Source organism: Parabacteroides caecihominis, assembly GCF_023656785.1.
GTDB lineage: Bacteria > Bacteroidota > Bacteroidia > Bacteroidales > Tannerellaceae > Parabacteroides > Parabacteroides segnis.
Genome location: NZ_JAMOKS010000013.1, coordinates 111,015 through 124,818, shown reverse-complemented (window position 1 = coordinate 124,818; position 13,804 = coordinate 111,015). Strand labels below are relative to the sequence as shown.

The 13,804-nt window shown below is 41.8% G+C and carries 8 protein-coding genes; 6 read left to right on the top strand and 2 right to left on the bottom strand.

The annotated features are described in order from the left end of the window. Positions 1-52 precede the first annotated feature (52 nt). Positions 53-691: an HAD family hydrolase gene (locus NBH14_RS12885; RefSeq protein ID WP_186959561.1), complete on the top strand. Its 639-nt coding sequence runs from the start codon at positions 53-55 to the stop codon at positions 689-691. A 500-nt stretch (positions 692-1,191) separates the two neighbouring features. On the opposite strand, the gene NBH14_RS12880 is transcribed toward NBH14_RS12885, so the two are convergent. After that, on the bottom strand, positions 1,192-1,446 hold the full coding sequence (locus NBH14_RS12880) for a hypothetical protein (protein ID WP_250817494.1): 255 nt from the start codon (positions 1,444-1,446) through the stop codon (positions 1,192-1,194). A gap of 863 nt (positions 1,447-2,309) precedes the next feature. On the opposite strand from NBH14_RS12880, the gene NBH14_RS12875 reads away from it, so the two are divergent. The 5 genes from NBH14_RS12875 (at position 2,310) to NBH14_RS12855 (ending at position 12,468) form a co-directional block, all read left to right on the top strand. After that, positions 2,310-3,683 (top strand): IPT/TIG domain-containing protein, encoded by a 1,374-nt coding sequence (locus tag NBH14_RS12875; RefSeq protein WP_128135406.1) that lies wholly within the window; start codon positions 2,310-2,312, stop codon positions 3,681-3,683. Positions 3,684-3,705: 22 nt separating this feature from the next. Further along, positions 3,706-6,789: a SusC/RagA family TonB-linked outer membrane protein gene (locus NBH14_RS12870; RefSeq protein WP_186959560.1), complete on the top strand. Its 3,084-nt coding sequence runs from the start codon at positions 3,706-3,708 to the stop codon at positions 6,787-6,789. 11 nt (positions 6,790-6,800) lie between these two features. Next, complete coding sequence (locus tag NBH14_RS12865) at positions 6,801-8,822, top strand: RagB/SusD family nutrient uptake outer membrane protein (RefSeq protein WP_186959559.1); 2,022 nt, start codon at positions 6,801-6,803, stop codon at positions 8,820-8,822. A gap of 38 nt (positions 8,823-8,860) precedes the next feature. Beyond that, on the top strand, positions 8,861-9,742 hold the full coding sequence (locus NBH14_RS12860) for a BT_3987 domain-containing protein (RefSeq protein WP_186959558.1): 882 nt from the start codon (positions 8,861-8,863) through the stop codon (positions 9,740-9,742). 137 nt (positions 9,743-9,879) lie between these two features. Then, a complete protein-coding gene (locus NBH14_RS12855; RefSeq protein WP_186959557.1) occupies positions 9,880-12,468 on the top strand; it encodes a hypothetical protein in 2,589 nt (862 codons plus the stop codon). Here the strand turns inward: NBH14_RS12855 and NBH14_RS12850 are convergent, their stop codons facing one another. Beyond that, positions 12,469-13,560, bottom strand: coding sequence for a tyrosine-protein phosphatase (locus NBH14_RS12850; RefSeq protein WP_186959556.1), 1,092 nt, complete (start codon positions 13,558-13,560; stop codon positions 12,469-12,471). Between the last annotated feature and the right edge of the window lie 244 nt (positions 13,561-13,804).

Here is a 13,804-nt window from a genome sequence, read left to right as displayed (position 1 = left end):
TGTCTACTATCTTTCTCCAAAGAAGACGAGTAAAAACACTTAAACTAAAAAAATGATTTTATCAGAAACAGAAACTTTAATCTGGGATTGGAACGGAACGTTATTAGACGATGTAGAAGTAAACGTCAAGGTTATCAACGAAATGCTTTCAAAAAGGAATTTACCCCTGCTGGATATAAATACCTATAAAGAGATATTTTGCTTCCCCGTCAAACAGTTCCATATCCGGATAGGCATCGACTTCGAAAAAGAATCGATCGAAGAGATATCCGCAGAGTATATGGAACGTTATAAAAACTACGAGAAAGATATAAAGCTGCATGCTGATGTCCCTTTTATCCTGGATGCGATCAATGCAAAAGGCATCAGCCAATATATTCTATCTGCTGCCGGGACAAACGATCTACTACGTATGCTTGACCGTTTCCACCTGACGGATAAATTCAAAGGAATATACGGTTCAGATAATATCTGCGCTACCGGAAAAATCGGAATCGGCCAAAGACTGATAAAAGAAAACTCTCTGTATCCGGAAAAAGCACTCATTATAGGAGACACATTACACGATGCGGAAGTGGCAAAGGCTTTGGAAATAAAATGTATTCTGTATTCAGGAGGACATAACAACTACAATTTGTTAACGAACAAGTCTAAAACAATCAGAAATCTGAAAGATATCCTACCTCATTGAATAGCGTGCAGAAAACCCAGCCTATAGCAATGCAATTTTCAAAGCTCACCTTTCAGGCGTCAGTCGTAATCTCCCATTGAAAGATAAACGGTCCGACTGAAAGGTGATATAACCGGACTTAGACTCCGCCAGATAGTTATCCGTTTGCCAATCAATAGTTATCCATTCTCCAACCAATAGTTATCCATTTGCCTGCAGGTAATTATCCTGCTCGTAAAACATAGGTGTTTCGAAATGTTAAGTCAGGACCTTTGACGACAAAACATATATGCTTTGCTGGAAGTTATTTTACCTCGAATTTCCGTATACACTTTTTCACGGTTTCATCCCTTCAGCCGGATAGATTGAAAAAAATAGGCCATCCCGAACAACTGAAAGCTGAAAGCAGTAGTCTGAAATGACATAGAGAACAGCCCAGACATACAAACTGACACAGTATATAGAATTAATTCTAAAAAACAATTGTTTTTGATCCCGAAAATAGTTGTTTTAATTTTGTGTTAGAATTCCGAACGCACAGTAGTTGTTTCAACTCCAGGCTGAAAGGAGTTGATAAAAACATTTTCGTAGAGGACTCCAAGTGTGCCAGAAACTACACAGACAGTCTTATAAATAGTGCCATCGCATGTCCATTCTAATTCCACCTCTTCCAGCCCTAGACGCAACCGCAACATTTGATCCAAATACGTCTTTACTTCTTTCCTCATATTTTCAGCCTTTTCTTTGTCAATGGAAGAAAACTCTTTCAAACTCATCAATTTTGTTTTTCCATACGCAACAGCAGGATAGCCTGTACCACCAAGTATCGCAAGCTTTACCCTCTCCAGGTCCTCTTCCGTAGATTACAGACAAATGAACAAAACGCCCCTGACATTTAATTAATTTTAATCAACTTATTTAAGAACTGAAAGCAAATATAGGAAACGACAGCATTGAGGCTCTCTTTTAGTATGTAGTTAAAAGTGACAATACAAACAACGCACCATACATTTTACGAATAAACGATTAAATAACAAGGATTATATAAACAACAAAATAAAATTTGAAGGAACAGATCATTCTTCATACCCAATTCAAATTAAGTAAAAACTGAGACAAATTAATTTGATACAGCATAATTCTTATTGATAACAACACCATAGTCTTCGTAGAACTATGGCACTATTTCTCATATTATTTAATTAATAATACAAAATAACAAGCTTTTTAAAGGCATAAAAATGGACAATACGACTACAATGATGGACAATATTTCGATTTATCATAAATAAATGAAATAAATTGCCATTTATGCCCCCCAATTCTTCGCCTAATGCCATAGTTCTACGAAGACTACAGCATTAAAGTTAACGTATACTAATTACAAACCAGAAAGACTACAGTCTTTCACAAATAATATTATAACATGACCTGAAATACCCTTAGTCGCATTATTCAATTACATACTCCAAGAGAATGTGTAATCTTTATTTGTTAAATTAGATCTAATATGATCCTCTTTTGCTATACCATGCAAAAGCCTGCTTACATACAATCATCATTATTCAGTTGCAAATGAATAATTACTGATTGTACTAACGATACTTTGCACCTAGTATTAAACATAGTACATTAGACAATGAAAACCTCAAAAATTAATGTAACCTTATTCTATCTATTTACCGCATTTCTTTTCATAGGAGGACTTACAGCTTGTAATGATGACAACAGTTCTTCTGAAGATAATCCGTATTCTCCTGATAAACCGTTGGTTGTATCAAGCATAGGTCCCGAAAAAGGAGGAATAGGAACTCGTGTAGTGGTGAGTGGCTCCAACTTCGGAAACGATATATCCAAAGTAAAATTGTTTTTCAATCAAAAAGAAGCCTTGATCCTTAAAGTACAAAACAACGCTATCTATGCCATGGTCCCCAAACAACCTGGAGAACGTTCTACCATCAAAGTAGCAGTAGAAGATGGAGTAAATTCAGACGGATCACCCAAATACAGGGAAGAAACGCTTAAAGATAAATTATTTAAATACAACATTAAAGCCACGGTTACTACTGTAGCCGGACAATTAGACGTGAAAACGGCTAAAGACGGCCCAGCTTTGGAAGGTTCATTCGGACGTCCCGTCATGCTGGCTGTCGATGATGAAGGGACTGTATTGATTGCTGACGATGGAGGCAAGATGGTTAGGATGCTTTCCATCCAGGACAACAAACTCAGCACTGTACTTTCCGGGATGCATGAGCCCTGGCAATGTTCATTCAATCTGGACTTTACAAATTATTATGTACTGGAAAGACGTACATCCATGCGCCCGCTTCTTTTCTACGGATTGTATAAATCGAGTAACTGGCAGGAAGCTGAAGCTTATTATGATCAAAAAAACGACAAAGGTGACTACATCGCCGGAGCCATGGACTATTTTGGGCTGGCTGCCGACAATGACTATGTTTTCCTGTTATCCTCTTCAGGTAAACGCCTGATCCGTGTAAACATTGCAACAAAAAAGGTAGAACTGATCGGAGAGAATCTGAATATGGATTCATGGGCACACATCGCCTATAATAAGAAAAACGGATATCTCTATATCACTTCCGAAGCCTGGGGACGCCTCTATCGCCTGAATCCTTATCACACTCCTGCCGGACATTCTACTCCATGGATTACACAAAACGAGATAGAACATATCGTTGGAACAGGTAAAGGCGCGGCTAAAGAAGGAAACGGAAAAGCCGCACAACTCGGAGAGATCGAAGGAATGGCCGCCGACCAGGAAGGAAACGTCTATCTGGCAGACTACACCAACCATGTAATCTGGAAAGTAGATGAGGAGTTCAATGCAACCATCTTCGCCGGAGTTCCGGGAGAATCCGGATATAAAGACGGTAAACCCCAGGAAGCACTTTTCAATAAACCTTATGATGTAGCAGCTACCCCCGACGGTATCCTATATGTGGCCGACACCTACAATTATTTGATCCGTTGTATAGCTATTCAATAACCATAGATTAAAGTACATAAAAATGAAAAAATATATAGCATTGATCGTCTTGTTTTTGACGATGCTGCCGGCTTTTGCCTCAGCGCAAAAAACAATTAATATTCAGGGAGTAGTCACCGACTCTAATAATGAGACCCAAATCGGTGTAAACATATATCCGCGAAACGACCAGTCGCATGGAACCGTTACAGATATAGACGGCAAATATACCATTCAGGTCAAACCTGGCACAACGCTCGTTTTTTCTTATATCGGATTCAAAACACAAGAGATCAAAATCGGCACGGCCAAGGAACAAACAATCAATGTGGTACTGGATGCCGATGCACAGCAACTGGAAGAAGTCAGTATCGTAGGATATAGCACACAACGAAAAGTCAGCGTAGTCGGAGCCATTACAAGTATTAAACCGACGACATTGAATGTGGGCGGTGTAACTTCAGTCAGTAATGCGCTAGCCGGACGTGTAGCGGGGCTGATCGGCGTTCAGCAGAGCGGCGAACCGGGCAGCGATGTATCCGAATTTTGGATCCGGGGTATCAGTACATTCGGAGCCAATAGCAGTGCCTTAATACTGATAGACGGGATAGACCGCGGAAGTTCCAGCCTGAATGAACTGGCTCCCGAAGATATCGAGAGTTTTTCCGTTCTGAAAGATGCAACAGCGACTGCCGTATATGGTGCCAAAGGTGCGAATGGTGTGGTACTGATCAATACCAAACGCGGTATTGAAGGAAAAGTTTCGATCAACGGCAGTGTTAAAACGATGATAGAAACACTACCCAGACTTCCCAACTATCTCAGAGCTTACGACTATGCCCAATTAGCCAACGAAGCCAAAGTAGTGAGAGGCGATAAATCGGTTTATTCTCCCGAGATATTTGATATCATAAAATACAATATGGATCCTGACCTCTATCCGGATGTTAGCTGGCAGGACGAGATATTGAAAAAACGGACACTGGGTGTACAGGGCAATATCAATATTTCCGGCGGTAGCAAACTGGCCCGTTATTACATGAGTGCCTTTTACCGGACCAACGATGCCATTTACAAACAAACCGGCATGGAACGTTATCACTCGAATGTAAGACGTAATCAATATACTTTCAGAAGCAACATCGATGTCGATCTGACCAAAAGTACACTGATTAGTTTACTCTTATCCGCCAAATTGGTTGATATGAACCGTCCGGGCATGGGCACGACCAAAGAGATATGGGGTGCACAAGCATCCTTAACCCCGTTGACTGTTCCGGTACGCTATTCGAACGGACAGCTTCCCGCTTACGGAAAAGGAGACATGACCTCTCCTTCCGTATTGCTAAATGAAACCGGCTTCCTCACTGACCGTGATAATTCTATAGAATCTTTATTGAAAATAGAACAATCGCTAGATTTTATCACGAAAGGCTTAAAAGCGACGGCATCTCTGTCGTTCGACAACTACAACAATCATCTTACCAGCCGTACCAAAATGCCGGATCTGTATAAAGCGACTGACCGCAACTGGAATACCGGGGAACTGATGACGCTTAAAACTGTTGTTGCCGAGCCAATGACTTTCAAAAGTACTTCGTACGGTATCCGTACGATTTATGTCGAAGGTAAAGTGGAATACAACCGGTTATTTGCCGAAAAGCACCGTATCGGAGGACTGTTCCTCTACAATCAAAAGGACTACCAACGCACGGATGCAGACGGTGAACTGGCTTCTATTCCGCATCGTAATCAAGGGCTAGCCGGACGCCTTACCTATTCTTATAATGATATCTACTTTGTAGAAGGTAACTTCGGATATAATGGTTCCGAAAATTTCCCGAAAGGAGAACGCTTCGGTTTTTTCCCCTCAGCAGCTTTGGGGTATGTTATTTCCAACTATCCGCTGGTGAAAAAGAAATTACCGTTCATCACGACCCTAAAACTCCGCTATTCATACGGATTAGTAGGAAACGACCAGATCAGTAACGATGTCCGTTTTCCTTATCTTACAACCGTAAATATGAGTGCACCCGGATATGTCTTCGGCGACCAGTACCAAAATTCGGGAGGTGGAGTGACCGATGCCGTATTGGGTTCCACCGGCCTTGTTTGGGAAAAAGCGATCAAACAGAATTTCGGTATCGACCTTACCCTTTGGGAAGCGCTAGACATCACGGTAGATGCTTTTATCGACAAACGAAATAATATCTTCATGGAACGTGCCACACTGCCTGGAACCATCGGCGTAGGAACAAAACCCTGGGGAAACGTGGGCAAGATGAAAAGCTGGGGAGCAGACGGTACAGCCTCTTATACCCATCGTTTTGGTAATGTAGACGTTGAATTGCGCGGAAACTTCACACTGACAAGAGATAAGATCATCGATTACGACGAGGTACCTCCCCGCTACCCTTATCTAGCTAAAAAAGGAACCAGTTATGGCGTAACCCGTGGTTTAATCGCTCTGGGACTCTTCAAAGATGAAGAGGATGTTAAAAACAGTCCTACCCAATTCGGCAAAGTCCTCCCCGGAGACATTAAGTATCAGGACATAAATGGCGATGGCCGTATCGACGATTATGATATTGCTCCTATCGGTAATTCCAACATACCAAAAGTTCAATACGGATTTGCGACCAGTGCCAAATGGAAAGGTTTCGACATCAGTGTATTTTTTAGAGGAGCAGCACAGGTAGATTATTTCATGGGAGGAAACGGATATTACCCGTTTGCCGGAGGTGTGACCGGCAACGTTCTTTCCATCGTGAACGATCAGAAAAATCGCTGGACACCGGCTTCTTACTCAGGAGACCCGTCGACGGAGAACCCTAACGCCCGTTTTCCCCGTCTTACCTACGGAGAAAATGTAAACAACAATCGGCCCTCTTCTTTCTGGCTTGCCGATGCAGGATATCTCCGTTTAAAAACTCTTGAAATAGGATATACGATTCCTAAAAAAATATTGTCAAAAATAAACATGAGCAATTTACGTATATCTGTACTCGGAGATAATTTATGTGTCTGGGATAAAGTAAAATTATGGGATCCCGAACAAGCAAGCGACAATGGTGCTGTTTATCCTATTACACGTTCTTATTCAATGGTCTTACAAGTCTCATTTTAATTCATCGAATCATGACAAGCAAAAAAATAAAAACAAGTCTATTTGCCTTCTTATTCGTTATCCTCAACAGTGCAGGAATTACCTTCCAATCGTGTAACTTTTTGGATATAGATCCGTATGTAGCCGATCTGTTCACCCTTGACACTGTGTTTGCAAAAAAAGAATATACACAGAAATATCTGAATAACGTATATAGTTATCTGATCGACTACGGTTCGCCAAGTGCATGGACAGACAATGCGCAACCCTGGGTTCTAATTAGCGATGAAGGTGTAGCAGGCTACAAGAGAAACAGACACAACTACAATTATTTCTGTAACAATGAAATGAAAGCGGAAGATCTGGACCACTTCGACTATTGGAATTATTTTTATGAAGGAATCCGCAAAGCCAATACTTTTATTCAAAGAGTAAATGAATGTCAGGAAGTAAGCGCTTTACAACGATCGGAATGGATCGGACAGGCGACATTCGTTAAAGCGATGATCTATTTTGAACTGATGCTGGCCTATGGTCCCGTCCCCATTGTTCCTGATACGCCTGTCGACTTCGACACTCCTATCGACCAGATGATGGTCGAACGCAACACATGGGATGAATGCAGCGATTATGTATCAGCCTTGCTGGAAGAAGCAATCAAACTATTACCCACGCAGGTCAGGGATAATTCGGAAATCGGCCAGGCAGTAAAGAATTCTGCACTGGCAGTACTGTCACGCCTGACGCTTTATACGGCCAGCCCACTCTATAACGGTGAAAATTCAGAATTCAGCGATTTTATAAACAACGAGGGGGTACCTTATCTTAATCCGGTAAAAGACATAAAAAAATGGGCTATCGCTGCTGCCAATGCTAAACGATTGGTTGACATCAAACCCAACGATCTCTATACTGTTCCCAAAATGGAGAATACTCCGACTCTCCCTGTACCGGCAGCCGAACAAGGTAATTTCCCGGATGGCGTAGGAGGTATCGATCCTTACCATTCTTACATAGATATGTTCAATGGCGAATGTGTATTAGCATCATCTAACCGGGAAATACTTTTTAGCCGCCAAAGTTCGGGAATCAACGGTATGAATAAATATGCCGCTCCGGGTGTACTGAATGCCTGGAATGTATTCTTCGTACCGCAATCACTGGTCGATGCTTACTACATGGCCGACGGACGTACCATCAATAATGCAAGTGAAGCCTATCCTTATGAGGAAGGTTACACAAATACGGATCTGGTATTTTCCGGAGAGAAAAACAGTAATGGTTTTACGCTGCTGAGCGGAACTCATAAATGGTACGCGAATCGTGAAATGCGCTTTTATGCAACGATTGCCTTCAATAACTCCTACTTCCCCTCCACCTCAACACCTCCCGACAAAGTAGACCAGCAGGACGGCAAAGTGGCCAAATATTTCAGCGACTCAAAAAGTGGACGGGACTATGCCCTGAACCGTCCCCAAGGTGAAGCCGAAGAATATCCGATGACCGGATATCTCTGCCGGAAATTCCTTCATTACGAAGATTCATGGATCAGCGGCGGAAGGCAGAAAACCAAATATTGTCCGGCCTACCGTATGGCCGAAGTATATTTAAATTATGTAGAGGCGATGAATGAACTGGATCAGGCATACACCATCAACGACATTACAGTGACACGCAACACAAGCGAAATGAAACGTTGTTTCAACCTGATCCGTTACCGGGCCGGATTACCGGGCATCACCGACGCCGATGTTGCCAATGTGGAAAGAATGAGGGAGTTGATTGCACGGGAACGTCAGATCGAATTTGCCTGGGAAGGACGCAGATATCATGACCTGCGACGTACTAAAAAAGCAATTATCTACGAGAACGCACCGGTTATGGGATGTGATGTAAGCGCAACAGAAGCAGAAAAGGATAAATTTTACAACATTATCCAGGTTAAAGAAAGAGACTGGATCTACAAGGTCTTTACCCGCAGACAGACTTTCTTCCCCATACCTAAAAGTGAAGTGGATAAAAATCCTAATCTCGACCAGATGCCCGGATTTTAATAATATGTTTTTAGACAAATACATTAATACAGTTTATTATGAAACCAGATAAATTAAAGCTCATATTATTTTCCCTGTCAGCCTTCATATTTTGGAGTTGTTCGAGCGAACCGACTGATTTTGGTGAACAATATAAAAAAACACTCTATATCGTAAACAGCCGTGATATGCTCTACGTGGGTGAACATGCTTACGGAAGTGAAAACAACTCCATGTCATTTTCAGTTTATTGCGCCTCCTCCGAACCTATCAAGTCCGACCTGACGGTTCAACTGGCAATCAACCCGAATGCACTCGACTCGCTCAATAAAAAAAGTGCATTGGGGAATCCTTTATATATCGACAAAAAATTGTTACCGGAAGCAAATTACACATTGACGGATTTATCGGTAACCATTCCGGCAAACGCTCAATACGGAGTACTTCATATACCCCTAAAGCCACAAGGGCTTGATCCCGACATCTCGTATGCCCTACCTCTCACGATCGTCTCAAACAGCGAAGGGTATGATGTGAACGAGGAATTGAAAACAATGGTTTACGAAGTTAAAATGGTCAACGGATTCTCAGGAAATTATGCGGGTAGTTCTATTGAGTTACCTAAAACAATCCGTTCGGTACAGCCAACCCTGAAAGCCATGTCTTCCAATTCTGTACGGATGCCTATCCATTCATTGTCCGGAGAAGCCAGATACATAAAAACAAATTTTATGCTTCTCACTATCGGTGCGGATAGCACATCTGTTACCATAAAACCCTGGCTGGATGCCCAAATAACTGATCTGGGTAAAAGTACTTACGATAAAACAAGACAAAGTTTCTACCTAAGATACAGTTACACAGATGCAGACGGAAAAACATTCGATATAGAAGAGAAAATAACAAATCTCGACGCTCCTGTAATCGATACGGAAGAATAAGGAAGATTTAGGAAAAAGGGTACATGCTATTCCGAAAAAGCATGTACCCTTTCTAAAAAAAGCATGTATCCCTTTGCAACATTTTTATTTATCTGTAACTTCGTATATTCTTCCACATAAGGGAAGTACGAAGTCGCATGGAAACACATCGCAGAGTTATCTGTTATATTTTTCTCTTACTATTTTGCCTTAAAGCATCGGGGCAGGAACCGGACAGTGTGCTCAATAAACTAACCCAGTTTATCCGTGCGACCGATCAGTTTTCTCAATATATTCCCCACGAAAAAGTCTACCTGCATTTCGATAACACCAGTTACTATCAAGGCGATAACATTTGGTTTACATGTTACGTCGTAACCTCCGAATTGCACCAGGCAACCGAACTAAGCAAAACCCTGTATGTCGAACTGCTCAATCCCGGAGGAGAAATAGTAGACAAACGTGTCTTGAAGATAGAAAACGGCCGGTGCCATGGCGATTTCACGCTAGGCCAGCTTCCCTTCTATTCCGGATTTTATGAAGTCCGTGCCTACACGAAATATATGTTGAACTTCGGTGAAGACATTATCTTCTCCCGGTTATTGCCCGTATTTAACAAGCCCAAAGAAGAGGGAAACTTCGAAGAAAAAAACATGTTGAAATACGGATACGGCAAATACCCGAAGAAACGGGAGAAGCCTCAAAAGGACAAGAAAGTAACCTTGAAACTCTATCCGGAAGGAGGAAACCTGATCCACGGCATCACCTCACGGATTGCATTCGAAATAACCGATGCATTCGGTAACCCGCTGGAAGCCTCCGGAAAGATCATCAATGAAGACAAAGAAGATATCTCCACCTTTTCAACATTTCACGACGGACGAGGCTTCTTCGACTATACACCTGACGAAAGCAAACGAAAAGCAATAGTCGACTACAACGGCAAACAATACCAGTTTGATATGCCCAAACCATTACCACAAGGATTCACTTTCCATGTGGACAACTTGTCTTATCCTGACAGTATCGAAATCTCCCTACAGAAAAATAAATATACTCCCGCCGAGAAACTGGGCCTGGTTTTTATCAGCAGAGGACAGCTACATGGCTACAGCCTTATTAATGTCATCCATAATGAAACAATCCGGTTCAAAGTAGATAAAACAAATTTCCCGCCAGGTGTTGCACAAGCCATATTATTCAATTCCGATGGAGAAATACTTTGCGACCGCCTCCTATTCAACAACAAAGACAACCAATTAAATATTCAGTCAAAAACCTCGAAAGAGACATACGAGCCTTACGAAGCAGTCGATATGGAATTTACCCTAACCGACCGGGAAGCCAATCCCGTACAAACGCCATTCTCCTTATCGGTGAGAGACGGCATGAACGAAGTTGAATGGAATCATACTATCCTGACCGATCTACTGCTGATGTCCGAAATCAAAGGGTACGTCCGTAACCCGTCTTACTATTTCGAAGCAGACGACTCCACCCATCGCTCAGCTCTCGACCTTCTTATGATGGTGCAAGGCTGGCACCGTTATTCCTGGAAGCAGATGGCCGGTATAGAACCATTCGACTTGAAATACAGGCCGGAACAAGGTATCGAAATGCACGGCCAGGTTGTTTCATTTGTCAGAAAAATACCCAAACCGAATGTCACCGTCTCTTCCTTCCTGCTCAAAAGGGGCGAAGAGGAAAAGCCCGGCAATGCGTTCGATGTATTTGTTACAGACAGCCTGGGACGTTTCGCTTTCCGTACAGATATTACCGGGAAATGGAATATGATACTGGCTGTAAGCGAAAAAGGGAAAAAGAAAGACCACCGGATCATACTGGACAGGCTTTTCACTCCAGAACCTAAGAGATACCGCTATGCCGAGATGCAAGTGAGTATCGCCGATAGAGCGGAAGAAGATAAAGAAGAAAAAGCTGAACCGGAAGAAGTTCCCGATATTCAGGAACCGGAAGAAGATATCAACGCCCTGCTGACTTCTTACGAAGATTCATTGGCCAAAGCGGGAAACAAAGAAAAAATCCTCCGCCTGGATGAAGTAACCGTAACCGCCAAAAAGAGATCACGTGAAAAGGATATCTACAACAACCGATCGAAATCTATCGCCTATTACGACGTTCAATCAGAATGGGATGATATAACGGACCAGGGTAAATACATCGGAAAAGATATCCATGAACTGATGATAAATATGAATAATAATTTCAGAAAAGCCTTCTCCAGACAGGACGAATATCTGCAATACAAAGGCAGAATGCCTCTTTTTGTAATCAACTATGAACCAACGGTGGCTACTGAAATGGATTACAACAAATACAAACTGATCCGACTCGAAGCCATCAAGTCTATCTACATCAACGAGGATATCTCCACTATGTGCAAATATGCAGACCCAAGAATATCTCCGCTGGAAATAGATAAGATATATGGTTGTGTCGTTTTTGTTGAAACATACCCGGAAGACAAGATTCCGACAGATGCAGGTAAAGGAGTACGAAAAACCTGGCTGGAAGGTTACAGCCAGGTCAAGGAATTTTATAGTCCCGATTATTCAGAGCTTCCTCCCGAACCGGATTACCGTCGCACTTTATACTGGAATCCATCCGTTACTCCGGATGAAAAAGGCAAAGCCAGTATCCGGTTCTACAATAACAGCAAATGCCGGAAGTTCAAGGTAAGTGCCGAGACAATTACAGCAGATGGAATAATCGGGGTTTACAAGTAATCAATACAAGTATAACTGTTTCATCTTCTGGATATCGACTCCTAACGTTTCTGTCAGGAACTTAGTCATGGAGCCATACTTTTCGTCTATCTTATCATAGGCGGCATTCAGATATTTTTCATCGACAGTTACTAACGGGGCGATCTGAGGATAATATTTCAAATACGAATCATATTTACCCTTAATATATTCTTTACTAAGCAAATAATCCTTCATAATCGTCGCCTTATCAACATCGAGAGCCGACAGGATAAGCATGGTCGCAACCCCGGTACGGTCTTTACCTGCTGAACAATGATAACTTAACGGCAAAGAATTTTCATCCTGAAGATATTTAAAGAACTCTTTGTATTTGGCGACATAATCATCATAGCTGATCATTTCGATATACCCGTCAATCATGATCTGTGCAGTTTCTTCCTCACTAAGTCCCTTGGATATACTTCCGATAATTTCATCAGAAAATATATTACCGGCATTGATCTCTAAATTATAAGGATTCTTTACAGTAGAAGGCAATTTATCCGGAGCAGCCGGCATCATACCACCAAATCCACCTTCTTTTTCTGTTGCAGTACGAAAATCGACAACGGTTTTCAGTCCCGTACTTGCCAGATATGTCAAGTCGGCATCAGTCATCTTATTCATTTCGTCCGTACGGAATAATTTTCCCCAACGAACAAATTTCCCCTCTTTATTTTTTATACCACCCAAATCTCTGAAGTTATACGCAGTGACCGGCAACAATCTTTCTGCTAATAAAGCCTGACCTTCAGCCGTCTTAAACAAGAATACGGATCTTTTTCCGGCATCAACACTTATATCGAAAGAACCTTTTCCATCTTCACTCATCACAGGTGTATTCTGATCGATATCTTCGGCCGTAGAACCGGAATACAATTCCCAGGCTTTATCGGAAGAAACTTTCAACACAGCCTTTTTCGTTTCCTGATCACGAACAAGCTCCACGTCTCCGCTTATATCCTTACCCGAATATCCAACAGTCGTTTTCTCATCATCGTCCCCACAAGAAACAAATACTCCGGAGGCACAAAATAATAGCAATAAACAGCTAAACAAATTCTTCTTCATAACACGCTTTTACTCATTAATAAATATTTTAAAAGGCGCGCAAGATACAGGTTTAAAACCAATTACACAAAAACAGAACCGGTTTTAGTCCCATAAATGAAATTTAGAATATCGTTTATTTATTTTGGAATATCGAATCTGATCCGATACGGAATATTGATCCATTTTCCGGTTCAGAGGTCAAACAAAACGATTCTGCAAACCGTTCCTACCACTCCGCAACTATAATTAGGCAGTCCGATTT

Coding starts and splice junctions, on each gene's coding strand:
- NBH14_RS12885 (WP_186959561.1), top strand. CDS start 53: ATGATTTTATCAGAAACAGAAACTTTAATCTGGGATTGGAACGGAACG.
- NBH14_RS12880 (WP_250817494.1), bottom strand. CDS start 1,446: ATGAGTTTGAAAGAGTTTTCTTCCATTGACAAAGAAAAGGCTGAAAAT.
- NBH14_RS12875 (WP_128135406.1), top strand. CDS start 2,310: ATGAAAACCTCAAAAATTAATGTAACCTTATTCTATCTATTTACCGCA.
- NBH14_RS12870 (WP_186959560.1), top strand. CDS start 3,706: ATGAAAAAATATATAGCATTGATCGTCTTGTTTTTGACGATGCTGCCG.
- NBH14_RS12865 (WP_186959559.1), top strand. CDS start 6,801: ATGACAAGCAAAAAAATAAAAACAAGTCTATTTGCCTTCTTATTCGTT.
- NBH14_RS12860 (WP_186959558.1), top strand. CDS start 8,861: ATGAAACCAGATAAATTAAAGCTCATATTATTTTCCCTGTCAGCCTTC.
- NBH14_RS12855 (WP_186959557.1), top strand. CDS start 9,880: ATGGAAACACATCGCAGAGTTATCTGTTATATTTTTCTCTTACTATTT.
- NBH14_RS12850 (WP_186959556.1), bottom strand. CDS start 13,560: ATGAAGAAGAATTTGTTTAGCTGTTTATTGCTATTATTTTGTGCCTCC.